The 25,929-nt window shown below is 55.7% G+C and carries 16 protein-coding genes; 10 read left to right on the forward strand and 6 right to left on the reverse strand.

Annotation, left to right across the window (positions count from 1 at the left end; genetic code table 11):
• Positions 1–4: 4 nt before the first annotated feature.
• Genes I6L74_RS08800 through I6L74_RS08810 form a run of 3 tightly spaced genes read right to left on the reverse strand, consistent with a single transcriptional unit; the run spans position 5 to position 3,063 of the window.
• Positions 5–1,393 carry a glycoside hydrolase family 1 protein gene (locus tag I6L74_RS08800; protein ID WP_059180629.1) on the reverse strand — a complete coding sequence of 463 codons (1,389 nt, stop codon included), beginning with the start codon at positions 1,391–1,393 and terminating at the stop codon, positions 5–7.
• Positions 1,394–1,410: 17 nt separating this feature from the next.
• Positions 1,411–2,736, reverse strand: a complete 1,326-nt coding sequence (locus I6L74_RS08805; protein WP_059180628.1) for a PTS sugar transporter subunit IIC — start codon at positions 2,734–2,736, stop codon at positions 1,411–1,413.
• Positions 2,737–2,748: 12 nt separating this feature from the next.
• Entirely contained in the window at positions 2,749–3,063 is a 315-nt protein-coding gene (locus I6L74_RS08810; RefSeq protein WP_011915306.1) for a PTS sugar transporter subunit IIB, read from the reverse strand.
• Positions 3,064–3,355: 292 nt separating this feature from the next.
• On the opposite strand from I6L74_RS08810, the gene I6L74_RS08815 reads away from it, so the two are divergent.
• On the forward strand, positions 3,356–4,306 hold the full coding sequence (locus I6L74_RS08815) for a LacI family DNA-binding transcriptional regulator (RefSeq protein ID WP_059180627.1): 951 nt from the start codon (positions 3,356–3,358) through the stop codon (positions 4,304–4,306).
• A 28-nt stretch (positions 4,307–4,334) separates the two neighbouring features.
• Here I6L74_RS08815 and I6L74_RS08820 read toward each other — a convergent pair whose 3' ends face one another.
• Positions 4,335–4,631: a YicS family protein gene (locus I6L74_RS08820; protein WP_059180626.1), complete on the reverse strand. Its 297-nt coding sequence runs from the start codon at positions 4,629–4,631 to the stop codon at positions 4,335–4,337.
• 252 nt (positions 4,632–4,883) lie between these two features.
• On the opposite strand from I6L74_RS08820, the gene I6L74_RS08825 reads away from it, so the two are divergent.
• Positions 4,884–5,303, forward strand: coding sequence for a GNAT family N-acetyltransferase (locus tag I6L74_RS08825; RefSeq protein WP_059180625.1), 420 nt, complete (start codon positions 4,884–4,886; stop codon positions 5,301–5,303).
• Here the strand turns inward: I6L74_RS08825 and I6L74_RS08830 are convergent.
• Positions 5,300–5,959 carry a TetR/AcrR family transcriptional regulator gene (locus I6L74_RS08830; protein ID WP_059180624.1) on the reverse strand — a complete coding sequence of 220 codons (660 nt, stop codon included), beginning with the start codon at positions 5,957–5,959 and terminating at the stop codon, positions 5,300–5,302. The two genes, I6L74_RS08825 and I6L74_RS08830, sit on opposite strands and share 4 nt — an antisense overlap.
• 78 nt (positions 5,960–6,037) lie before the next feature.
• Here I6L74_RS08830 and I6L74_RS08835 point away from each other — a divergent pair, with 78 nt between their 5' ends.
• The 8 genes from I6L74_RS08835 (at position 6,038) to I6L74_RS08870 (ending at position 25,617) form a co-directional block, all read left to right on the forward strand.
• Positions 6,038–7,558: an MDR family MFS transporter gene (locus I6L74_RS08835; RefSeq protein ID WP_059180623.1), complete on the forward strand. Its 1,521-nt coding sequence runs from the start codon at positions 6,038–6,040 to the stop codon at positions 7,556–7,558.
• 89 nt (positions 7,559–7,647) lie between these two features.
• The gene (locus I6L74_RS08840) at positions 7,648–8,409 is read left to right on the forward strand and encodes an isocitrate lyase/PEP mutase family protein (RefSeq protein ID WP_059180622.1); all 762 of its coding nucleotides are present in this window, start codon (positions 7,648–7,650) and stop codon (positions 8,407–8,409) included.
• The gene (locus I6L74_RS08845) at positions 8,396–9,442 is read left to right on the forward strand and encodes a bifunctional transcriptional activator/DNA repair enzyme AdaA (protein WP_059180621.1); all 1,047 of its coding nucleotides are present in this window, start codon (positions 8,396–8,398) and stop codon (positions 9,440–9,442) included. Before I6L74_RS08840 ends, I6L74_RS08845 begins: the two co-directional genes overlap by 14 nt.
• A 102-nt stretch (positions 9,443–9,544) precedes the next feature.
• The gene (gene nlpA, locus I6L74_RS08850; RefSeq protein WP_059180620.1) at positions 9,545–10,348 is read left to right on the forward strand and encodes a lipoprotein NlpA; all 804 of its coding nucleotides are present in this window, start codon (positions 9,545–9,547) and stop codon (positions 10,346–10,348) included.
• 145 nt (positions 10,349–10,493) lie between these two features.
• Positions 10,494–11,015, forward strand: a complete 522-nt coding sequence (locus I6L74_RS08855; protein ID WP_059180619.1) for a hypothetical protein — start codon at positions 10,494–10,496, stop codon at positions 11,013–11,015.
• Positions 11,016–11,286: 271 nt separating this feature from the next.
• Positions 11,287–12,993, forward strand: coding sequence for a ShlB/FhaC/HecB family hemolysin secretion/activation protein (locus tag I6L74_RS08860; protein WP_394373361.1), 1,707 nt, complete (start codon positions 11,287–11,289; stop codon positions 12,991–12,993).
• A gap of 15 nt (positions 12,994–13,008) precedes the next feature.
• Entirely contained in the window at positions 13,009–25,227 is a 12,219-nt protein-coding gene (locus I6L74_RS08865; protein WP_254204913.1) for a hemagglutinin repeat-containing protein, read from the forward strand.
• Positions 25,228–25,233: 6 nt separating this feature from the next.
• A complete protein-coding gene (locus tag I6L74_RS08870; protein ID WP_059180802.1) occupies positions 25,234–25,617 on the forward strand; it encodes a hypothetical protein in 384 nt (127 codons plus the stop codon).
• Positions 25,618–25,655: 38 nt separating this feature from the next.
• Here the strand turns inward: I6L74_RS08870 and I6L74_RS21385 are convergent, their stop codons facing one another.
• Positions 25,656–25,793 (reverse strand): SymE family type I addiction module toxin, encoded by a 138-nt coding sequence (locus I6L74_RS21385; protein WP_243398850.1) that lies wholly within the window; start codon positions 25,791–25,793, stop codon positions 25,656–25,658.
• Positions 25,794–25,929 lie beyond the last annotated feature (136 nt).

Consider the following 25,929-nt stretch of genomic DNA (forward strand, 5'->3'; position numbering starts at 1 on the left):
TTCATTACTCTTTATCAAAACTATTATTCAGAGACGTGGCAGCAAACCATTCTCCACTTTTCTTAATGGTGCGTTTCTGCGTCGCCAGATCCAGCTGAATAAAGCCGTAGCGGTTTTTATACGCATTACACCATGACCAGTTATCAATAAATGTCCACATATGGTAACCAAGACAATTACTGCCTTCGCTAATGCCTTTATGTACCCATTTAAGATGTTCGGAAATAAAGTCGATACGATACTGATCGTTAATTTGACCGTTTTCAATAAAACGCTGCTCGTTTTCGACACCCATACCATTTTCAGAAATGAAGCAGCGTGGGTTGCCGTAATTTTCGCGCAGATTAACGAGAATATCGTAAATACCCGGCTCGTAGATTTCCCAGCCACGGTACGGATTCATTTTACGGCCTGGCATTTCGTAATTATCAAAGAACCACTCCGGCATAAACGGCGCCTTAGGATTCACCGCGCTGTCACGACATTTCACGCGACGCGGCTGATAGTAGTTGATGCCCAGCAAATCGATGGTGCCTTCCGCAATCACCGCGCTGTCGTCAGGCTGACAGGCAGGAAGCTGATCGTAGGACTTCAACAGCGCGACCAAATCGGCCGGATATTCGCCGCGCAGAACCGGATCGAGGAAGCTGCGGTTGAACATCAGGTCCGCGTAGTGCGCGGCTTTCACATCCTGCGGGTTTTGCGACCGCGGATACGACGGCGTCAGGTTCAGCACGATGCCAATTTCACCGGGATAATGCCCGGCGCGGAAGGCGCGAACCGCCTGTGCATGAGCCAGCACCGTGTTGTACGCGACGGTCGCCGCACGACGGAAATCAACCACGTTCGGATAATGGAAGTCGTAAAGATAACCGCCTTCTACCGGCACAATCGGCTCGTTGAAGGTAAACCAGTGCAGCACGCGATCGCCAAACAGCTCAAAGCAAATCTGCGCGTAGCGGGAATACGCAGCCACGACGTCACGGTTTTCCCAGCCGCCAATCTCCTGCATCGCCATCGGCATATCGAAGTGGAACAGGGTGATGAACGGCGTAATGCCCTGTTCAAGCAGCTCGTCGAACACCTGATTGTAGAAGTCTACCGCCTGCGGATTCACTTCACCGACACCGTCTGGAATCAGACGCGCCCAGCTAATCGAGGTGCGAAAGCTGTTATGGTTCAGCTGCTTCAACAGCTGAATATCCGCTTTCCAGTTCTGACAGAACGTTGAGGTATCCTGCGGCCCCACGCCCTGGTGAAAACGGTTTGGCTCGCGGCCGAACCAGTGATCCCAGGTGGTCAGTCCCTTTCCGTCGCTTGGGCGGTCCCCTTCGGTCTGCAACGCGGAGCTTGCGCTACCCCACCAAAAGTTATCGGGAAATGAATATTTCATGATGCTTCCTCTTTGACTTAATTACTGGCTGGTTCAGCTGCACCCACGGTTGCCTGGGCTTTTTGTTCTTCGTTTTTCATCAAAGAACGCTCGTAAGCACGCAGGAACGGCAGATACATGATTGCTGACATCACCATACAAATAACGCACATCACGACCGGACTAAACGCCCAGTTGGCGGCCCACGATGCGCCGATTGGGGCAGGCGTAGTCCATGGCGTCAGAGATACAACTTGTGCGATCCAGCCGAGTTTAGTTGCGCCATACGCCAGGCAGGCGTTAATCAACGGCACGAACACGAACGGGAGGAACAGCATTGGGTTCATGATGATCGGTGCGCCGAACAGAATCGGTTCGTTGATGTTAAAGAAGCTTGGCACCACACCCATTTTGCCGATAGTGCGCAGGTGCGCCACACGGCTACGCAGTAGCAGGAACGCCAGCGGCAGAGTCGAGCCCACGCCACCGATCAGCAGATAGTGATCCCAGAAACCTTGCAGATAAACGTGTGGAAGCGCCGTGCCAGCCGCCAGTGCAGCCTGGTTTGCCGACAGATTCGCCATCCAGAACGGGTTCATAATACCGGTGACAATCAGCGAGCCGTGGATACCCGCGAACCAGAAGATCTGGCACAGCAGGACGGAAAGCAGAATGGCTGGCAGGGAATCCGATGCAGAAACCAGCGGCTCCAGCAGGTGCATAATCGCCTGCGGGATAATCATGCCGGTCTGCGCTTCGATGAACAGGTTCAGCGGGTGCAGCGTACCGATAACGACCATCACAGGGATCAGGATTTCAAAGGAGCGCGCCACGCCGGTTGGGACTTCTTTCGGCAGACGGATTGTTACTTTGTTTTCCTTCAGCCACGCATAAACGCGGGTGGAGTAGATAGCGGTAATCAACGCGGTGAAAATGCCCTGGCCGGACATGTACTGCGTGGAGATTTTGCCGTCGGCATACGGGGCGGCGACCAGCAGGAACGCCATAAACGCCAGCAGGCCTGACATCACCGGATCGAGATTAAACTGGCGGCCCAGGCTTGCACCAATGCCCACCGAGATAAAGAAGGTCATTACGCCCATGCTGAGGTTAAACGGCAGCATCAGCTGTTCGCGGTAGGTCTGGGAGAAATCAAGCCAGCCGCGTGCAAAGCTGTTGGTCGTATCCGCGGAGAACGGCGGGAAGATGAACACCAGCATAAACGAGCCGATGATCATAAACGGCAGGGCGGCGGTAAAGCCGTCACGGATCGCAATCACGTACTTTTGCTGACCCAGTTTGGCCGCCAGCGGGGTGATGGACTGCTCGATCACCGCAACCATGGATTGATATAACGAACTCATGAGAACACCTTCTTAGTGTGCCGCTTCGATGAGCGACAGAGCGTAGTCCAGAACCTTATCACCACGCTGCATTCCGTAGTCCATCATATCGATGGCTTGTACCGGAATACCTTGCGTAGCAGCCTTGTCTGCGAGTGTCTTTAACATGTATTTCACTTGGGGTCCGAGAAGCACGACCTGGTATTGCGGAAACTGCGTATCAAATTCGGACACGCCGTACGCATCAATTTTCACAGGTAGACCGCGTTCTTCTGCTGCCTCGACCATTTTCCTCACCAGCAGGCTGGTGGACATCCCGGCAGAGCAGCACAGCATAATCTTGAACATCGACAACCATCCTATAAATGTAAAAAGTTATTGCGGGGCTGATTGGATAACATATGGAAACCGGTTTCCATTCATAAAGGACAGAAGTGTGACATCCTTCAAAGTCCGTTACTCACGGGGCTTATTAATAGGATTTGCGTCACGAAATTTGGCGTTTTCAATATCAAAATGAGTGGAAACGGAAAATCGGTTTCCATGGAAAACGGAAACGGATATACTCCTGATTGGCTATATTGTGAGCCGAAGCGGTAACGGGAATTACAGGCTACGTGGGGCCTGTCAGGGGAATATGATGTCTACAATCAACGATGTATCACGTCTGGCCGGGGTGTCAAAAGCCACGGTATCACGGGTGTTGAGCGGGTCGCGCGGCGTTAAGGAAGCCAGCCGTGAGGCCGTATTAAAAGCGGCGGATGAGCTGAACTATCGGCCAAACGTCATTGCGCAGTCGCTGCTGAGCCAATCGACCGGCTGTATCGGTGTTATTTGCGCGCAGGATAATATCAACCAGACGACGGGCTATCTGTACGCGCTGGAAAAACACCTCAGTCAGCATCAAAAACACCTGCTGCTGCGCTTCGCAAACACGAAAAGTGAAGTGCTTAATGCACTTGATGAACTCTCCTGCGGACTGTGCGATGACATTCTGATTATCGGTGCGCGCTTCCCTCTGCAAGTCGATCAGGAAAACGTCATTCTGGTGGACTGCATGGAGTCTGATAATGCCAATAGCATCCAGTTTGATCACGCCTTTGCCGCCGAAACCGCCTGTAATTATCTGACCAGCCAGGGCCGCCGCCAGATTGCGCTGATCCAGCCGCAGGGCAGTGGTTTTGCCGATCAGGTGCTGCTCGGTTACAAACACGCGCTGGAGAAAAACTTCCTGCCGTTTAATCGTAATCTGGTGTTTATGGATGCCACATCGTCATCCGTGGCGTTGCAGGAATTGCTCAATAACGCCACGACGCTGAATTTTAATGCGCTGTTGGTGGCTGATGAGCAAGAAGCACATCGCGTGATCCCGCAGCTGCAGGCGTTCAATAAATCGGTGCCGGAAGACATCATGGTCTTTAGTCTGGCCGGTTCGCTGCATCTGCCAGGGATTCCAACAATTCCGGCGATTGAATATTCGATGGATGCCATGGCGGCGCGTATTGTGGCGTGGCTCAATGAAAAAACGCAGATGCTCGGCTCATACGTTTTGCGTGGTGATTTGATTATTCCAGATATCCGCAAGCGTTAAAAAAAAGCGTGAAGCTTAGGCTTCACGCTCAGTAATCCTCCATGCAATCGACCTTTCCAACCGCCTCCCAGTAGTTGTCCAGATTGTCGCGTTCCATCGCCAGCACGGCGTTTTTAATCAGCAGCTTATTCGCCTCCGATGACATAATCATGGTCTGCCACTCTTTATCCGTCTGCTTGCTCTGAGGCGAACAGACTTTTTTGATATCTTTCATCACGACTTGTTTAATTTTCTCATCTTTAGCCGGATCTCGCGTCTCCTTCGCATGGGCGAAGGCGGCAAAAAGTAAACAGACAACCAGGCAAAACAGGTGTGCAACTTTCATTGAAACCCCCGAAAAAAACACGCATTGTCTTCTGAAATATATCGTTACATTCATGGTTGCGATTCAAGTCGAAAGTATGAAATTGATCGTTCGCGGGTATGAGACGTTTTAAGCGTAGCCGCAGATTTTGCCGCTCTCTATTGCCTGAAAAAATATTTATTCGCTGTCGCGAATACACGCTGTGCGTTTGCTATTCGCGGGACCCGCACATTATTCTTGAGAGAATCATTGGGCTAAAAACAAGGAGATAAAATGCAACTGAGCGTCACCAACACGATTACCGCACATGAGAAAGATGAACTCCTGAGCGGATTACGCTCTTACAACCGTCAGTTTATTAACTTTGCCAACGTGAGCGGCGACGTTGCGGTTTATGCGCGTGATGAAAAGGGCGTGATGATCGGTGGGCTGATGGGCAACCGCAAAGGAGAATGGCTGAACATTGACTATTTGTGGGTCAGCAGCGATGCGCGCGGCACCGGACTTGGGAGCCAAATTATGCAGGCCGCCGAAGAAGAGGCAAAACGTATGGGATGCCTCCATGCGCTGGTGGACACGTTTAGCTTTCAGGCCCGCCCGTTTTATGAAAAGCAGGGCTATCGGCTGCAAATGACGCTGGATGATTTTCCGCAAAAGGGCATGCAGCGGCATTACCTGTCGAAAGTGCTCTAACCGCCGATCCCCTCGCCAATCACCGCAAGCGCATGTCTCACGATAATCTCCGGTGAGAGCGCTTTTAGCCTTTCGTCGTTTCGCATCCGCGAGAACGGCACCAGCACCAGGCTTAATAGGGTGGTGAAGAGCAACTCTGGCGCAAGCTCGCGGTTCAGTTTGCCTTCCTGCTGCCAGCGCGCAATATTGGCAAGCGTCGCCTGATATTTATCATCTCCAAAGCGTGCCTGCAGATGGGTGCGCAGCACCGGCATTTCGCCAATCACTTCCTGCATCCACAGCGGCGCAAACCAGTGATATTGCCCGGCGAGTTCTGCCAGTTTTTTTACCATCAAAGTCAGCGCCGTGACGGGATCATCTGGATGTGCGTCAAAAACCGCGCCGATCGCGCTGCGAAGTGGCAGAAAACGCTCCTCGACCATGGCGTCGAGTAATTGCTCACGAGAATTGAAATAGTAATGCAGCATTGCTGGCGTCACGCCCGCTTCTTTCGCAATGGCATTGAGGGACGTATTCGCGATGCCCTGGCGGGAAAACAGATCAAGGGCAATGTCCAGCAATCGTTCCCGGCCGGTGGCTGTGGGCTTTGTTCCACGCGGGCGTCCGGGGCGACGGCTTTGCGGCGTGGATTCAGAATGGTCCTTTTGTGCTGGCATAGTACGCGGATTCCTTGACGTGGTTCATCACTTGGATGAATATTAATTATCTCATTAATTAATTTCAAGTGGTGTTTTATGGAGTCTGAACCTTCGACTCAAACCCAAAACGCTGTGCAACAAAACGCGCCATCGGTGCGTCTGCTGTTCAGCGCATTGCTGCTGGTGATGTTGCTGTCGGCGCTCGACCAGACCATTGTATCCACTGCCCTGCCGACGATTGTCGGGGAGCTGGGCGGGCTGGATAAACTCTCGTGGGTGGTGACCGCCTATATTCTCAGCTCAACGATAGCGGTGCCTTTATACGGTAAATTTGGCGATCTATTTGGCCGAAAAATTGTTCTGCAAATCGCGATTGTACTCTTCCTTGTGGGCTCCGCGCTCTGCGGGCTGGCGCAAAATATGACCCAGCTGGTGCTCATGCGCGCTCTGCAAGGCCTGGGCGGCGGTGGGTTGATGGTGATCAGCATGGCCGCGGTGGCGGATGTGATTCCTCCTGCCGATCGCGGCCGTTATCAGGGTCTGTTTGGCGGCGTGTTTGGTCTGGCTACGGTTATCGGGCCGCTGATCGGCGGATTTATCGTGCAGCACGCCTCCTGGCGCTGGATTTTCTATATCAACCTGCCGCTTGGGCTATTCGCCCTGCTGGTGATCGGTGCGGTGTTCCACAGCAGTAGCAAACGCAGCGCGCATGAGATCGACTATCTCGGGGCGTTTTATCTCAGCATGGCGCTGCTGTGCATTATTCTTTTCACCACCGAAGGGGGCACAATACGCGAGTGGAGCGATCCGCAGCTATGGTGCATTTTAGCCTTCGGGCTGACGGGGATTGCCGGGTTTATTTATGAGGAGCGGCTGGCGTGGGAGCCGATTATTCCCCTGTCGCTGTTCCGCGATCGCAGCTTTCTGCTGTGCAGTCTGATCGGCTTTATTATCGGGATGTCGCTGTTTGGTTCAGTGACGTTCCTGCCGCTCTATTTGCAGGTGGTCAAAAATGCCACCCCGACGCAGGCGGGGCTGCAGTTGATTCCACTGATGGGCGGCCTGCTGCTGACCTCTATCATCAGCGGGCGCATCATCAGCCGCACCGGAAAATACCGGCTGTTTCCGATTCTCGGCACCCTTCTGGGCGTGATCGGTATGGCGTTACTGACACGGATTACCATTGATTCACCGACCTGGCAGCTGTACTTGTTTACCGGCGTATTGGGAATGGGGTTAGGGCTGGTGATGCAGGTGCTGGTGCTGGCGGTACAAAACAGCGTCTCGTCCAGCCAGTACGGCGTGGCGACATCCGGCGTGACGCTGTTCCGCTCGATTGGCGGGGCGATTGGCGTCGCGCTGTTTGGTGCAGTGTTCACGCATGTCCTGCAATCCGGACTGATTGAACGCTTACCGGAAGGTACCGAACTGCCGCGCGAACTCAATCCTGTCGCTATTCATCATCTGCCGGATGCCCTGCGCCTGGGCTATCTTGACGCGTTTGGTTCTGCGATCCACGCCGTATTTATGATTGCGGCTGGGATTATGGTGCTGGCGTTTGCTCTGTCGTGGTTTTTACGCGAATCGCCGCTGCGCCGGGATAATGGGCATCCGTAGCGCGTAAAAATGGTCGTCCGATTTTCGGTTGTGGGAGATGAGCCGAACGCGCCACACTCATCCGGCACACCCTATAACCGGAGACAACCATGAATTTTGCCGCGCTTCATCATCAACCCGCACCGCTCATTATCGCCAACGTCTGGGATGCCAGCAGCGCACTGGCGGCCCACCAGGCTGGATATCTTGCACTCGGCACATCCAGCGCGGCGATTGCTGCCCTGCTGGGTTACGAAGACGGCGAGGCGATCTCGTTTGATGAGCTGTTGTTTATGGTGACGCGCATTCAGGCGGTCACCACGTTGCCGCTCAGCGTCGATCTGGAATCCGGGTACAGCGAAACGACAAACGGCATCATTGAAAATATTCAGCGTCTGGCGCAGCTCGGCATTGTGGGCGTTAATCTTGAAGACAGCCGGGTGATTGAGGGCGTACGTCAGCCGGAAAATGCTTCTGCATTTGCCACAAAGCTCGGGCAAATTCGTCAAGCGTGCCCTGAAATGTTCCTGAATATTCGCACCGACGGTTTTCTGCTAAATGACGACAACGCGCTGAACGAGACCCGCCGTCGCGGCCAGCTTTATGCGGCGCAGGGTGCTGACGGCTTTTTCGTGCCTGGCGTGACCCGAGAAGAGCATATCCGCGCGCTCGTTCGTGATGTTCCCCTGCCGCTAAATGTGATGTGTATGCCCACTCTGGCTGATTTCGCTACGCTCGCCGTATCAGGCGTGCGGCGTATCTCCATGGGAAATTTTGTCCATTCTTCGATACAAACGCGCCTAAAGGATTTACTGTTAACGATCCAAAATGAGCAGTCCTTCGCGGGAGTTTTCAGCCATGAAAGTCACTGACAGCAGCCAGTGCGATACCTGGTATCAGGCGTTGCTCGACCGTGCGTCGGAGTTCACGGGCGTCTTTTTCGTGGGCGTCAGAACCACCGGCGTCTTCTGCATCTCGGTCTGCCGGGCGCGCAAGCCAAAGCGTGAAAACGTCGATTTCTACGATGATTTTAAATCTGCGCTGGACGCGGGTTTTCGCCCTTGCAAAGTATGTCGTCCCACAGAAAATGCCTTTACCGCCCCGGATTTCATTGCGCAGGCACTCGGTATGCTGCGCGAGAATCCAAAAGCGCGCGTGAGTGACACTGAGCTGCGCCAAAAAGGGATCGGCCCGGAACGCGTCCGCCGCTGGTTTTTGCAAAACCACGGCATGACCTTTCAGGCATTTCAGCGGATGCAGCGGGTTAACGTGGCGTTGCAGGAGCTAAAAAGTGGCCGCACGGCGACTGACGTGGCGTTCGACAGCGGTTATGAATCCTTGAGTGGATTTGGCTACACCTGTAAAAAGCTCACGGGGCATGCGCCGAGTGAAAGCCGCCAGGTGATTCTGATCCATCGCTTTACCACGCCTCTCGGCCCGATGTTTGTGTGTGCGACGGAGCGCGGCATCTGTTTGCTGGAATTTGTCGACAGGCGGATGCTGGAAACCGAGTTCAGCGACTTACAGCGTTTGCTGAAGGCCAGAATCATGGCGGGTGAAAATCGGCATACCCGTCAGATGGAAGCGGAGATGGGGGAATATTTTGCAGGCACTCGTCAGCAATTCGAGGTCACTCTCGACATGCCTGGAAGCGAATTTCAGCGCACCGTCTGGGAGGCGTTACAGGCCGTGCCTTTTGGCGAAACGTCACACTATCAGGCGCTGGCAAAACAGATCGACAAACCCGCAGCGGTGCGTGCCGTGGCGGGGGCAAATGGGGCAAACCGAGTCGCGATCGTCATTCCCTGCCATCGCATTATCGGCAAAGACGGTTCATTGACCGGCTATGGCGGCGGAATAGCGCGTAAAGCGTGGCTCATCGCCCATGAAAAAAAGCACCGTTGAGCGGGATAGATTTTTTTCTTCTGATTGATTCCTTTTCGGTTTTTCGCGCGCCGCTGCGTTATCGATATAGTCGTGAAAACGTCTATCAAAAGGAGCGGTCTCGTGAAACTGAAATTCGGCGCATTACTGCTGGCGGGCCTGCTGCTCGCGGGCTGTGACCAAAGCGGCAGCAATGCTAAACATATTAAAGTCGGGGTCATCAACGGCGCAGAGCAAGATGTGGCAGAAGTTGCCAAAAAGGTGGCGAAAGAGAAATACGGTCTGGAGGTTGAGCTGGTGGGCTTCAGCGGGTCGCTTCTGCCAAACGATGCAACCAATCAGGGCGAACTGGACGCCAACGTGTTCCAGCATCGCCCTTTCCTGGCCGAGGATAACAAAGCGCACAACTATAAGCTGGTGGCGGTCGCCAATACGTTCGTCTTTCCGATGGCGGGGTATTCGCGCAAGGTGAAATCCGTTTCCGAGCTGAAAGAGGGCGCAACGATTGCCATTCCAAACGACCCAACCAATCTTGGCCGTGCGCTGTTGCTGCTGCAAAGTCAAAAGCTGATCGCGCTTAAACCGGATACCGGGCTGCTGCCAACGGCGCTGGACATCACCGCCAATCCTAAGAACCTGAAAATCATGGAGCTGGAAGGCGCACAGCTCCCGCGCGTGCTGGACGACCCAAAAGTAGACGTGGCGATTATCAGCACCACGTATCTCCAGCAAACGGGCCTGTCGCCTGTCCATGACGGCGTGTTTATCGAAGACGGAAACTCACCTTACGTGAATATTGTCGTCACCCGTGAAGACAACAAAGATGCAGAGAACGTAAAAGAATTTGTTCAGTCCTATCAGTCACCGGAAGTGGCGAAAGCGGCAGAAAAAATCTTTAACGGCGGGGCAGTTCCGGGCTGGGAATGAAACCCACACCATGTTAATGGTTAATAAGGGGCATAGAGTGGTCGTTTAATAGGCTTTTGATATTAAGGAAAGCACGCAAAATAAGCTCCCCGCCCGGTTTTTGATTGGGGTGGGTGGCTTATTTTGCACAGACAAGGAAAGAAAAATGAAGATTAAAAGCATCGTGCTCGCTGCCATTATTCCTCTGGCGCTAAGTGCATGTTCTCGGTTATTACCCCTTGATTATACTAATTATCAGGGCAGTGATGCGGCAACGATCTATACCCTGAATCAGCAGGGCAACGTCGGCACTATTTATCTGGGCAGCTACAAATTTAATGAAAAAGATGCCTGCTACGATATGGTCGACAGGTACCAGCTGGAATCGAATTTCCTCGAATCTAAAGGAAAAGTGATTGTCAGCAGGGTTAAACCTGGTGCTCAGTATTCTGTTTCACAGATCAAAAATAGGGGCAGCTACCTGATCGATTCGGACTCTTCCTTTATTCCTGAGGCTGGCAAATACTATTACATTGCCTCTGGCAGCAAGATTGTTGAGGTACCAGCGAGTTTTATCCCCGACCCTAACGTCAGCGAGGATAGCGTCGTGAAACACTATGAGAAAACGCCAGTCAAGTTCTGGAATCTTAAGAAGCGATGCTCGCGTGCCTGGTGGCATGTGGGTTAATTGCTGGCTGCGGTGGTGTTAATAAGCCACCGCAGGGTTTTACTGGAAGTGGCAGAATGGCGACACATATGACGTATCGGCGGCGCAGGGATAAACAAACGGATATGATGCGGTGCCGATATATTAAATATCTTTTTAAGGCTGAATGTAATATTTAATCTAAATCACATATTTTGCAAAAATATAACGCTTAACTTAAATTTTGTACCCCTTATTTGAGACTCGCCTTATAGTCTCGGAAATATTCAGACATGTTTTCATTCAGGGAAAGATGGACAGGGCGTTTAGCACCTTCAAATTTATAATAATTTCATCCAGAAATTATATTTACGCTATTTTATCGGTAGGCGTTTTTTCTTTTACGCTACACGCCGCACCTCTTTTGCCAAGCGATCGTGATGCTATTCAGCAGCAGCAACAGCAGCTGTTATTACAAAACCAGCAGCAGCGTGATGAGCTGGAACGCAGTATTTTATTACCCGCGCCCACTCCTGAAAAGCCAGTATCCTCGGGGTCTGGGCCGTGTTTTCGTATCGATAATATCACCTTATCGGGTGTGACCTTAATTTCCGCCAAAGCCCAGCACACGCTGGTTTCGCCGTGGGAAGGCCAGTGCCTGAACATGGCAAAAATAACCGAATTAACCACGGCCATTTCCGACTGGTATATCAGCCGGGGCTATATCACCAGCCGTGCCTTTCTGACGGAACAAGATCTTTCCAGCGGTCAGCTCAATATTGTCGTACTCGAAGGAAAACTGGCTGAAATTCGCCTGGACGGTAAAACGCCCTTGATGCTGAAAATGGCATTTCCAGGGCTGAAAGGGCGCGTGCTTAATTTGCGGGATATTGAACAAGGCATGGAGCAAATTAATCGTTTGCGTGTCCAGCCGGTGCAAATTGAAATTATCCCGGCATCGCAGCCTGGTTATTCAGTGGTTAATCTTACCGCTCAGCCTGAATTTCCATTAAGTGCATCAATCAGTCTGGATAATAGCGGGCAGAAGAGTACCGGCGAAGAACAACTGAATGGCTCACTGACGGGCAATAATATGCTCGGCATTGCCGATAAATGGTTCGTTAGCGGCGGTCGCAGCAGCGATTTCGCCCGTGCTTATGACGCGCAAAATTTCCAGGCGGGCGTCAGCGTACCGTTCGGCTATGGATTGCTGGACTACAGCTACGCGTGGAGCAACTACCGCACCACAATCGACAACGTTGGATATCCGTGGGTTTCGAGGGGTGACACCAAAACGCACCGCCTTAACGCCTCCTGGGTCGTCTATCGCAACGGTGACGTGAAAACAGGTCTGGCGGCAGGCGTTGTGCAACGCTCAAGCCGAAACTGGCTCAACGATGCGCCGCTGCAAAGCAGCACGCGGAATCTCTCCAGCCTGATCCTCGGCATCACCCACACGCAAAAAATGGCCGGTGGCGTGGCGACATTCAACCCCACCTACAGCCACGGCATGCCCTGGTTTAACGCCGAAACCGATGAAGACAAAACCGGCGACGCGCCGCGAGCGCTGTTCCGCAAATGGAGCCTGAATGCCAGTTTTCAGCGCCCGCTAACCCAGGATCTGGGATGGCTCACCAGCGTCTACGGCCAGTGGTCGCCCGACCGATTGTACGGTGCTGAGCGCCTGACGCTCGGCGGCGAAAGCTCAGTGCGTGGCTTTAAGGAGCAGTATCTGTCCGGCGACAACGGCGGCTATCTGCGCAATGAACTCGGCTACACGCTTTTCACATTGCCGGTGATCGGACAGGTCAGCGCGACCGTCGCGTTCGACGGCGGTTGGCTCGAAAAAGACCGTGAGGACCGCTTCGCCTCCGGCACGCTGTGGGGCGCATCTGTTGGCCTCAGCAGTTCAGGCCGCTGGTACAGCAGCCAGATTTCAGTGGGTACACCCGTGCATTACCCTGACTGGCTTGGCCCGGATCACGTCAGCGTCAACTGGCGCATCGCGTTTATGCTTTAAGAGAATCATACGACTATGGCTACCCGTCACCCTCCTGTTCGTTTCTCTCAGCGTCTGATTAGCTGGGTCGTCTGCGGCTTAATGATCTGGCAGCCGATGGCACCGGCTTTTGCGGCGGTAATGACGCCGACCGGCAACACCACGATGGACAAGGCCGGGAACGGCGTGCCGGTGGTGAATATCGCCACGCCGAACGGGGCGGGGATTTCCCATAACCAGTTCAACAGCTACAACGTCGGCAAAGAGGGCGTGATCCTCAATAACGCGACCGATCGCCTGACCGCAACCCAGCTTGGCGGCCTGATCCAGAACAACCCCAATTTGCAGGCGGGGCGTGAAGCGAAAGGGATTATCAACGAAGTGACGGGCGGGAGCCGCTCGCAGCTTCAGGGCTATACCGAAGTCGGCGGGAAACCGGCGAACGTGATGGTCGCCAACCCTTACGGAATTACGTGTAACGGCTGCGGATTCATCAATACGCCGAATGTGACCTTAACCACTGGTAAGCCGCAGTTTGATGCCAGCGGTAATTTGATGGCGCTGGACGTCACCAAAGGGGCGATTACGGTTGAAGGTCAGGGGCTGGATGCCAGCAAAAGCGATGCACTGTCGATTATCTCCCGCGCGACCGAGGTCAATGCGGCCATTCACGCCAACGATCTGAGCGTTACCGCCGGTGCGAATCGTGTGAGCGCGGACGGCAACGTTAAAGCGATTGCCGGACAGGGTGCGACGCCGACCGTGGCGGTTGATACGGGTGCACTGGGCGGGATGTACGCAAACCGCATTCGTCTGGTGTCGAGCGATAAAGGCGTGGGCGTTAACCTCGGGAATCTTAACGCGCGGCAGGGCGATATTCAGCTCGATGCCAGCGGCAAACTGACGGTTGCCAACAGTCTTGCCAGCGGATCGCTAACCGCGAAAGGCGCAGGCGTGACGCTGAAAGGCAGCCAACAGGCGGGCGGCGCGCTGAACGTTGCCAGTACGCAGGACATGACGCTAAACAACGCGTCGCTCACCAGCGGCGGCGAGATGCGCCTCACGAGCGACGGCAAACTCCAGGCGACTGGCGGCGGAGCGACCAGCAAAGGCGCGCTGACGGTAAACAGCAGCCAGGATATGGCGCTGACGAATGCCAGGCTGGTGGGCCAGGGAAATACCACGCTCAGCAGCAACGGTAAGCTGAACATCAACGGCGGTGGCGTGTCGGGCAACGGCGCCGCGCTGGTTGTCTCCAACCAGAAAGAGATGACGCTCACCAACACGACGCTGGTTGGGCAGGGAAAAACGACGCTGGCTGCCAGCGACAAGCTGACCGTTAACGGCGGCAGCCTGAGCAGTCGCGGTGAACTCAGCGTCACCAGCGGACAGGGCATGACTGTCGCCAACGCGGCGGTGGGCAGCGATGCCAGCACCACGCTAACCAGCGGCGGAACGCTTACGGCGAACGCCGGGTCGTTGTCGGCGGGTAAAGATCTCACGCTTAAAGGCCAACAGCTGGTGCTGGACAACCGCAACCGCGCGGATGCCAGCGGTAACGTTCGTCTTGAAGGCGAAAATCTAACGAATCAGGGGCAAATCAATGCCGCTGGCGATCTGGCGATCTCCGGCAATAGCGTTGATAACAGCGGCCAAATGGCGGCAAAAGGCCGGGTGGATGCGCAAACGCGCGCGCTGAATAACAGCGGTTCGCTGCAGGGCAACGGCGTCACGCTGCAAGGTCAAACCGTCATCAATAAAGGCACGCTGCAAAGCGGCAGCCAGCTGGCGATCAATGCCGGGACGCTGAACCAGCAGGGTATGCTCAGTGCCAAAGGGGACGTTGATCTCAACGTCAGCGAAACGCTGCAAAACAGCGGCGATTTGCTCGCTGACGGCGGGCTAACGGTCAAAACCGGCGCGTTGGCGCAAAACGGTGTGCTTTCAGGAGCGAAAGCGCTGAGCGTCAACGCCGACAGTCTCACCAGCGGCAAAGGGTCGCGCACCACCAGCCAGGGCAATATCCAGCTGACTGCCGCGCAGCTTGCGGATCTTAACGGCCAGACGGATGCCGCAGGAGCGCTGAACGTCAGCGCCAAAAATCTGAACACTCGCGCGGATGCACATCTCCAGAGCGGCCAGGATCTGACGTTGCAGGCGCAAAACGTCACGCTCAACGGCATTCAGGCGGCGAAAGGGGCGCTTAACGTTACGGCGCAGACGCTCGACCACGACGGTCAATCAACAGCGAAAACGCTGACGTTTAGCGCCACAGAAGGGATTACCACCGGCGGCGAATTCACGGCGGACAGTATTTCTCTGCACGGACAACGCATCACCCACAGCGGCATCGCGAAAGCCAAAAATATCACTTTTACCGCCCCGGAATTCATCACGTCCAGCGGAACGCTGGTGGCCGACGGCCTGACCCTTGACGGGCAGCGCATCACCAACGGCGGTCTGCTGCAGGCGAATACCCAGTTCAACCTGCACGCCGATGCGCTGGATAACCTTGCCAGCGGTGCGCTGTACAGCGTTCGCGATCTGACGCTCGATCTGCCGGAACTCACCAACCAGGGACTGATCACCACCGATGGAAATCTGTGGCTGAAGGGCAATGTCCTGACTAACGCTGGCGAAATTAACGGCGTCAATCTGCGTCTCGATAACGCCAGCCTGGCGAATCAGACGGCGGGTCGTTTGCTGGCAGATGACCAGTTGAATGTTACGGGCACGGCGCTGGTTAACGACGGTCAGATGGCGGCGAACACCCTGCAGCTGACGACAGATAGCCTGCAAAACCACGGCGTGATGCAGGGCGATAAGGCGCTGACGCTGAACGCCGCAGAGATACACAACAGCGGTGCGTTGCTCAGCGACGGCACGCTGGATCTGCGCGGCGCATCGTTTGAGAACGCAGGTGAGCTGAGCGCCACCGATCTGCTTTTCACGCTGACGCGCCAGATGAATAACCGCGCTGACGGCAAAATTATCGCCAAAAAAGGCCTGACGCTCACCGCGCCAGAGCTGCTCAACAGCGGGCTGCTGGCGGGGGTAAACACCCAACTCAACGCGGGCGCTATTCTCAACAGCGGGACGCTGCAAGGGACAAATGCGCTGACCGCGACGGGCAAACGGCTTGAAAACCAACAGGCGGGCAAGCTGCTCTCCGGCGGTGAACTGCATCTGCAAAACGCCACGTTGACCAACGCCGGTTTGTTGCAGGGCAAAACCCTCAACCTGGCGACGGGCGAGTGGATCAACAGCGGCAACGCGCTGGGCGAAGCGGGCGTAACGGCAACGGTCAGCGGATCGTTCTCTAATCAGGGCAACGTGCTGAGCCAGCAGCAGCTCGATCTGAACGCCCCCAACATCACAAATCAGGGACAATTGCTGGCGAAAGTGTTGACGCTGCACGGCGATCTGCTCAACAGCGGGCTGTTGCAGGGCAGCGATGCGTTGGCCTGGACGGGCGACCAGTTTACCAACCAGGCGCAGGGCCAGGTGACGGGCGGCGAAACGCTGACCCTTTCCGGAACCAGTCTGAACAATCAGGGGCAAATTCAGTCGCGCGACGCGGCGCTCACCGCCGACACGCTGACCAACAGCGGCTCGGTGCAGGCGCTGGATCGCCTGAAACTCAACGTCGACGGGCGGCTGGATAATCAGGGCGCGATGCTCAGCCAAAATCTGTTTGAACTGACGGCGGCGCAGCTGTTTAACGACGGCCAGCTGGCAGCCAAATCGTTGACGCTCAACACCCCGCAGCTTACCAACACCGGCACCCTGCAGGGTAACGACAGCCTGACGCTGACAACCCGCAACCTGACGAACGCGCAGAGCGGGCAGCTGGTCAGCGGCGGTGCGCTGGATCTGGATCTCGATAAGCTCGACAACGCCGGGCTGATGCAGGTAAATCAGCGCTTCACGCTGAAGGGAAAGGATCTGCTTAACCGCGGCGATATTCAGGCGGATGCGCTGGATTTTGCGCTCAGCAAAACGCTGAATAATCAGGGCGGTATTGTGGCCAGAAACGGCGCGACGCTGAACGCGCCAACGCTGACCAACAGCGGAACGCTGGCGGGGAAAACCCTGTCCCTGAGCGGCACGGATATTCGCAACAGCGGGCTGGTTCAGGGCAATGACAACGCCGACGCGACGGCCAGCCGTATCACCAACGACGCGGCGGGCAAGTGGATTTCTGGCGGGGCGCTGACGCTCAACGGCGGCCAGCTGACGAATGCTGGCGCAGTACAGGGGGCGACGATTGGCCTCACGGCGACGTCGCTGGACAACGGCGGAACACTCAACGGACTTAACGGATTCACCGGGACGTTTAGCGGAAAACTGACCAACAGCGGACAGATACAGAGCGGCGGCGCGCTGAATGTCAGCGCCGACGGCATCCTCAACCCGGGCCGTATGACCGGTAAAACTCTGGTGCTGAATGCCCGCGATCTCACTAACAGCGGGCTATGGCAGGGCTCGGATGGCCTGACGCTCACCGGGGATACGCTTGCCACCATGGCGACCTCCCGCACGCTGACCGGCGGCACGTTAACGCTGGATGCAGGCCAATTGACCACGCAGGGCAAGCTTCAGGGCAACAACGTCGAGGTCACGTCTGACGGCTGGACGCACGGCGGATCGCTTCTGAGCCTGGGCGGATTGACCGCGAATGTTGGCGGGACGCTCACCTCAACCGGATCGCTGATGAGCAAAGGCGCGGCGGACGTGACGGCGCAAACGCTGGATAACCGTGGGCAATTGCTCGGCGAAGGCGACGTGACGCTCGGCGGCGCGATGCTGAAAAACAGCGGCACGGTGCAGGGGAAAAATCTCGCCCTGCATCAGACCAGCATCAACAACCAGGGAACGTTGACCGGGCTGGACAGCCTGACGATCGACGCCCGTCAGCAGCTGATGGCGCGTATGGCGATGGCCGCGCCGCAGCAGGAGTTAATCAACGGTGCGAGCGGCGCGCTGCTCACGCAGGGCACGCTGAATATCACGTCCGGGGCCGTGACGAACGCCGGAAGTTGGCAGGGACAAAACATTCTGCTTAACGCTCAGTCGCTGACGAACAGCGGCGCGGTGCAGAGTGCCGATGCGCTGCAATTGACGCTGGCGAATACTCTGACCAGCAGTGCGGGGAGCAAAATTACCGCGATGGGCACGGCGACGCTGCAGGCGTTGTCGCTCAGCAATCAGGGGCATTGGGTGGCCAAAAATCTGACGCTGAAAGGCACGACGCTCAGCAACAGCGGTGCGATCAGCGGCGTTAACGGCCTCACGCTGGCGCAAACGGGGGCAGTGACTCAGCAGCAGAGCGGGACGATGCTCTCCGGCGGGGCGCTGAATGTGAACGCTCAGTCCGTCAACAACGACGGCAAAATTCAGGGTGCGACGCTCGGGGTCACCACCGGTGCGTTGACCAACAACGGGCGTTTGCAGGGCGATAACGGCGTCACGCTTGGCCTCAGCGGCAATTTGATCAATAACGCGGGCGGGGAAATTGTCAGCCGTCAGGCGCTGACGGTAACGACGCCTTCCCTGTTTAACTACGGGCTGATACAGGGCGGCGGCGAAACCAGCGTCACCGCTACCAGCCAGGCGCGGAACGACGGCAAACTGTTGTCTGGCGCGCGCCTCACGCTGACCACACCGCAGTACACCGGCGCGGGCTGGCTGCAGGCGACGAATCTCATTTTGAACGCCGCGACTGCCACCAACAGCGGCACCTGGGTCGCCGATCGGGCGACGCTGACGGGCAACACCCTTACCCATCAGGGCACCACGCAGGCGGGCACGCTTGCCGTGAATTACACCCAGTTGACCAACAGCGGCACACTGCTGGGCAATACGCAGCTGACGATTGATGCCGATCAGGTGAATCAGAACGCAGCGGGTAAACTGTTCAGCGGCGGCGATCTGTGGCTCGACAGCAAAGGGCTGGATGTGGTCGGGCAGGTCGTCTCGCTCGGCAATTTGACCTTAAAACTCACCAACGCGTTTACCAGTAAAACGGCGCTGGCCGCGGGTAAAACGCTCGCGATCAGCAGCAATGGAGCGATCGATAACCGCAGCGTGATGCAGGGGCAGGCGGTCAATCTGACGGCGGGTGGGCAGTTAACGAATAACGGACAGATCACCACCGGAACCGGGGCGAGCACGCTTTCCGGCAGTACCGTGGCGCTTAACGGTGCGGGAACCATTCAGGGCGGCGGCGATATCAACATTGCCAGCCGCGGCAATATTACCGTTGACGGTTTTACCGGCACGCGCGGTTCCCTGACGCTGAGTGCGCCGGGTTCCATCATCAACACCGCGCTGCTGTACGCGGCCAATAATCTGGCGCTGTACGCCAACATCATCACCAACCAGCGCGGCGATATCCTCGCCGGAAATAACCTGTGGATGCAGAAAGACGCGGCGGGAAATGCCAACAGCCAGGTGACTAATACGTCGGGGACTATCGAGACCACGCGCGGTGATATCACGATAAAAACGGCGCAGCTTTTAAATCAGCGTGATGGGTTACATGCCACTTCTGTTAAGGAAGATTTAAGCCAGGCTTATCCATGGCTAGGAGATGCTGTCGCGGACGTTCCACTCTCATTTTTTGAAGCGGGAGAATACGGTACTTACGCGATTGATAATGTGATTCACGCTGGTTCATGTAGCAGCCACTGGTGTTTTGAATACCATATCATGCAACAAGTTTATGCCCTAAAAGAGAGGGGCGTCCAAAAAGCGCTGGCGGGCAGTAAGGAAACGCTTACCGTTGACAGTGAAAGCCCCGCATCGCGTATTTCTTCTGGCAAGAATATTAATATTAATGCTGTCAATTTAGAGAATACCGCCAGCAATATATTGGCAAACGATAATATATCTCTGGCGGGAAACACGCTTAATAACTCTAGCTTCCAGACCAGCGTTAAAACAGACTATCTGATTTATGAGTACAAGGGAGTTATTGCCGGCACTGTTGTTCCTGGATCGGTATCGAACTCAGGCGGTGGTGGTGGGTTGCAGGACACTACTAAAGCACCCGTCAAAAGCTCCATATCATTAACATTAGTTGGGCATGAAATTCGCGAAGAGATTGGCCAAATCTACCGCGCCGTCATTCAAGCCGGTGGCAACGTTACGGCAAACTTCTCCAGTAACATCAGCAACACCAATACCACAGCCAATGCGGGCGGCGTCAGCAATACCATTTCCGCGCCATCGCTGAATACGCTCAGCAATCAAACCATTGGTAGCGGGGCGCAAAAGCAGAGCCTGGCGAATACCGGTACGGTGGCGGTCAATTCACCGGAATGGAACGATCAGCTCCAGGGCGCGTTGCAGCAGATCAACGGCGGCGGCGCGCTGGACAGCAACGGCGCGAGTAACGCCGCGCTGACCAACATTTCTACCACCCAAAAAGGCAACGCCAACCTCGGCAAACTGGGCAGCCTGGCGAACGCGGGCGTTACGACCGCGGCGCTGAACAGCGCCACAGGCGGCGCGACGGGGCAGTACCAGGGTAAAACCGTGGATACCAGCGCCTACCCGCTGCCGTCAGGCAACAACGGCTATTTTGTGATTTCGGATAACCCGAAAAGCCCGTACCTGATTAACGTCAACCCGAAACTCAACGACCTCGGGAAACTGGATCCGGCGCTGTTTACCGACCTGAATGCACTGCTCGGCGTTAAACCGTCGACAGCTGCACCACAAGAAACGCGCACCGCGTATACCGATGAAAAACAGGTGCTCGGCTCGTCCTACATGCTGGGACGTCTGAACCTCAATCCGGACTACGACTACCGCTTCCTCGGCGATGCGGCGTTTGATACCCGCTACGTCAGCAACACTGTGCTCAATCAGACCGGCAACCGCTACCTGAACGGTATCGGCTCCGATCTCGATCAGATGCGCTATCTGATGGACAACGCCGCCGCGCAGCAGCAGGCGCTCGGCCTGCAGTTTGGCGTCTCGCTCAACGCCGATCAGATTGCTGCGCTCGACCACAGCATCATCTGGTGGGAAAAAGCGACTATCAACGGCGAAACGGTGATGGTGCCGAAGGTTTACCTGTCGCCGAAAGATGTCACCGTCAACAACGGTAGCGTGATTGCCGGCAGCAACGTCACCCTGAAAAGCGGCAACATCACCAACAGCGGCAGCTCCCTGCTGGCCAATAACAGCCTGACGATCGACAGCCAGAACAGCATCAGCAACCTCAACGACGGCCTGATGAAAGCGGGCGGCGCGCTGAACCTCAGCGCTATAGGCGATATCAATAATATCAGCTCAACCATCAGCGGTAAGACGGTGGCGCTGGAGAGCCTGGACGGCAGCATCAATAACCTGACGCTGGCGGACCAGATTGATATCAATGCGAAGGGCAAACGCAACAATGTGACGATCAAAGACACCGTGCTGGGCTCCACGGCGTCGATTACCGCGCAGGATTCACTGTCGCTGGAGGCGGGGAAAAACATCACCGTCACCGGCGCGAACCTGGCATCCGGCGGCGATATGCTGCTGAACGCGTGGGGCGATATCGCCGTCAACGCCAATCAGGTGAATGACGCCTACAGCTCTGCTCAGGCCAAAACCAGCCGTTCATCCGTGACGTATCAGGGAAGTAGCGTCAGCGCGGGCGGCGATCTCATCGTCAATGCCGGACACAATATCGATCTCACCGCCAGCGACGTCAAAGCCGGCGGCAGCGCGGGACTGAGCGCGGGCAACGATCTGAACCTGAACGCGGCGCAAACCAGCGAAAGCAGCCGTAACGGGAAGAGTGAATCGCACAGCACCGACGTCGATCGCACGACGATTTCTGCAGGTGAAAACCTGGTGCTGAAAGCCGGACAGGACATCAATGCACAGGCGGCAGCGCTGGCGGCGGAGAAAAACGTCGGGCTACAGGCCGGACGCGATGTGAATCTCGCGGCCCAGTCGACCGGCGAAGGCGACAGCTACAAGTCGAGCAAGAAAACCGTTATTAACGAGTCCGTGCGCCAGCAGGGAACCGAAATCGCCAGCGGCGGCAACACCGCGATTATCGCCGGACGTGATGTGAATGCGCAGGCCACGCAGGTGACCGCGCAGGGCGATATCGGTGTGGCTGCGGGTCACGACGTTAATCTGACGACGACGACGGAAAGCGATTACTACTACAAAGAGCAAACCAAAACCAAGAGCGGTTTCCTCAGCAAAAAAACCACCCATACCATCCAGGAAAGCAGTGCGACACGCGAAGCCGGAACGCTGCTGAGCGGGGATAACGTGAAGGTCACGGCGGGAAATAACCTGCTGGTGCAAGGCTCTTCGGTGGTCGGCGACGGTGAAGTGGGGCTGAAAGCCGGTAACAACGTCGATATCGTGGCGGCCACCAACAGCAACACCGACTGGCGCTTCAAAGAGGAGAAAAAAAGCGGCCTGATGGGAACCGGTGGAATTGGTTTCACCATCGGCAGCAGTAAATCCACGCACGATCTGCGCGAAAGCGGCACAACCCAAAGTCAAAGCTTTAGCACCGTGGGCTCAACGGGCGGCAATGTTGATATCGCGGCCGGTAATCAGCTCCATGTCGGCGGTGCGGATCTGGTGGCGGGCAAAGATCTCGCGCTGAAGGGCGATAGCGTCATCATCGAACCGGGGCACGATAAACGCACGCGCGATGAGACGTTTGAACAAAAAGCCAGCGGCCTGACAGTCGCCCTTTCGGGTGCGGTAGGGAGCGCGATTAACAGCGCGGTGCAGTCGGCGCAGGCAGCGAAAGAGGAGAGCGATGGCCGCGTGGCGGCGTTGCAGGCCACAAAAGCGGTGCTCTCCGGCGTGCAGGCGGGACAGGGTGTCGCGCTGGACGCCGCCAGGGGTGAACAGCCTGAAAACACCAATACAATTGGTGTCAGTGCCTCGCTGACCACGCAGAAGTCTAAATCTGAACAGCATGCGAAAAGCGATGCGGTGACGGGCAGCACGCTGAATGCGGGCAATAACCTCTCCATCATCGCGAACGGGAAAGGCAAAGGCCCGAATAGTGGCGATATTGTGATCGCGGGCAGCCAGCTGAAAGCGGGCGGCGACACCACCCTGGATGCACAGAACGATATTGTGCTCGCAGGGGCAGCGAACACTCAGCAAACCAGCAGCAAGAACAGCAGCAGCGGTGGGGGCGTTGGGGTCGGTATTGGCGTCGGCAGCGGTGGCTGGGGCATCAGTGTATTTGCCAACGCTAACTCTGCGCACGGCAAGGACAAAGGCAACGGTACCGACTGGACCGAGACCACGATCGACAGCGGCAAAACCGTGACCATCAACAGCGGGCATGACACGGTACTCGACGGGGCGCAGGTCAACGGCAATACAATTATCGCTGACGTCGGTCACGACCTGCTGATGAGCAGCCAGCAGGACACGAATAAATACGATAGCAAACAGACCAGCGTGGCGGGAGGAGGCAGCTTCACGTTTGGCTCCATGACCGGCTCGGGCTACATCAGCGTCAGCCAGGATAAGATGAAGAGTCGCTTCGACTCCGTGGCCGAACAGACCGGGCTGTTTGCCGGTGCTGGTGGCTTCGACATCACCGTTGGCAATCACACTCAGCTCGACGGTGCGGTCATTGCTTCGACGGCGACGGCAGATAAAAATAGCCTCGACACCGGGACGCTGGGCTTTAGTGATATCCACAACGAGGCGGATTTTAAAACTCAGCACGCGGGCGGCTCGTTTAACAGCGGGGGCAGTATCGCCGGGCAGTTTGCCAGCAATGCGGCAAGTACCCTGCTGGCAGGCGGTGGGAGCAAAGGCCACGCAGAGGGAACATCTCAGGCAGCAATCTCTGACGGCTCTGTCACCATCCGCGATAAGGCCAGCCAGAAACAGGACGTGGCAGACCTGAGTCGCGACACGGCGCATGCCAATGACAGCATCAGCCCGATCTTCGATAAGGAAAAAGAGCAGAACCGCCTGAAAGCGGTGGGGCTTATCAGTGATATCGCGGGTCAGGCCGCAGACGTAGCCAGATCGCAGGGCGAGCTGGCCGGGCGTAAAGCAGCGAAAGACCCGGCATCACTGGAAGAAGCACGCCAGCAGCTGGCTGTTGAAGGAAAAGCGGTCACAGATGCTGCTGTGGAACAACGTGCGTACAACAATGCGTCGTCGCTCTATGGCACGGGTGGTGCGGTTCAGCGCGGTATTCAGGCAGCCACAGGAGCCCTGACCGTGCTGGCTGGTGGTGGCGACCTTGCGGGCGCACTGGCAGCGGCATCGGCCCCGGAGCTGGCAAATATCATCGGGCACCATTCTGGCCTCAGCGACAATGACGCGCTGATAGCTCATGCGCTGCTGGGCGGCGTGGTGGCCTCGTTGCAGGGTAAGAGTGCCGGTGCAGGTGCTGCGGGAGCATTGACGGGAGAACTTGCCGCACGCGCCATAAAAGCGCAATTGTTCCCGGGTAAAGATAACCGCGATCTGGATGAAGCGGATAAGCAACTGGTCAGCAACCTGGCAACGCTAGCATCGGGACTGGCAGGGAACATCGTCAGCGGTAACGCCAGTGGCACGACGGCGGGCGCTCAGGCCGGGAAAAATGCGGCTGAGAATAACCTGCTCGGTAAGGCTCTGGTAGAAGGGTGTGCGATTGCAGCTCCCTGTCGTACAAAAGTCGCTGAACAGTTGCTGGAAATCGGGGTCAAAGCCGGTATTACTGGCGCCGTGGCGAAAACACTTGCCGACAAGCTGACTGCTGATGAACTGGATCATCTTGTTACCCTTGAAATGATGGGTAATGATGAGGTCACCAGTAAGTATCTCAGTTCGCTGCAGGATAAGTACGGTTCAGGGAGTGCTTCGAACCCGAATATTGGCAAGGATCTGACGGATGGTGAGAAAGCAGAACTTGGCGGTGCGGGTTCAGGCTCGCCGGGAGGCTGGGAGCCGCAGGATGAGGAGAATGCGCGGAACAGTCAAAAGCAAAATATTACTGTTGAGGATTTAACCTCGACATCATCGAAAGGGCCTGAAACTACAGGGCGTTCAAAACTTTTCGAAAGAACAGGTGGTAGTAATGCTGCTAATAAAGAGTTCGATGCCTTATCTCCCACAGAAATTAAAGAAATACCAAGCGGAAGGGTCGGTAAACTACCCGATGGGCGAACGGTTATCGTACGTGAGCGTAGTACTGATGGTCGCCCAACTTTGGAGATCCAATCAGGGAAGAATAGGATCAAATTTAGGTATGACGAGTAATCATATATGTCTGAAAAATTGATTAAAATCCCCCTTGCTGAGGGTTCTCTTCATAATAGTCAACTTGAGGATTTTCGATATTCCTCTGGTTCCCTAGAGTTGATTTTATCTTCAGGTGATAACGCTGAAGGCAGCAAAGTTAAGGTGCTGTTCGATTGGATTTATTCCTTCCGAGTGACGGATGAAGGTGACCTATTGAAAATGCAGGAAGAGCAAAAAGGGATGATGCTTACAGGACTTTATCGCGTTGAAAAATCTAAATATCTAGAATGGTTTAATGAGCAAAACGGTAATATACATGATGGAGTCGTTCATTATATGTTCTCAACTATGGACGATGTAATAGATATTTTAGCCTCTATTAGTCCTTCAATATCAATTAGTAATTAACAATAATCCCGGCCACCACGCCGGGATCTTTTTACCCGTCAGCCCCTGACTGGCTCGATCACCAGTCGTCCCTGTTCCACGCTGACTATCACCGGCGTATCGGTGCTGAATCCCGCTTCTGCCAGCCAGTTGCCGTTCAGGCGCCGGCTGGGGCCGCTGGAATAGTACGTGGTCATGCAGGTGCGGGGGTCAAAATGCCGGATACTGACATAACCGATCTTCATCCGCCGCGTGCTTTGGAAAGGGTTCTCTGTGACGTTGAATCGCGCTTAGCCATAATAACTACTCCTGACTAGTTGTTGTGGTCAGCGG

This window comes from Lelliottia amnigena (assembly GCF_019047465.1).
In the GTDB taxonomy this organism is placed as follows: Bacteria; Pseudomonadota; Gammaproteobacteria; order Enterobacterales; family Enterobacteriaceae; genus Enterobacter; species Enterobacter amnigenus.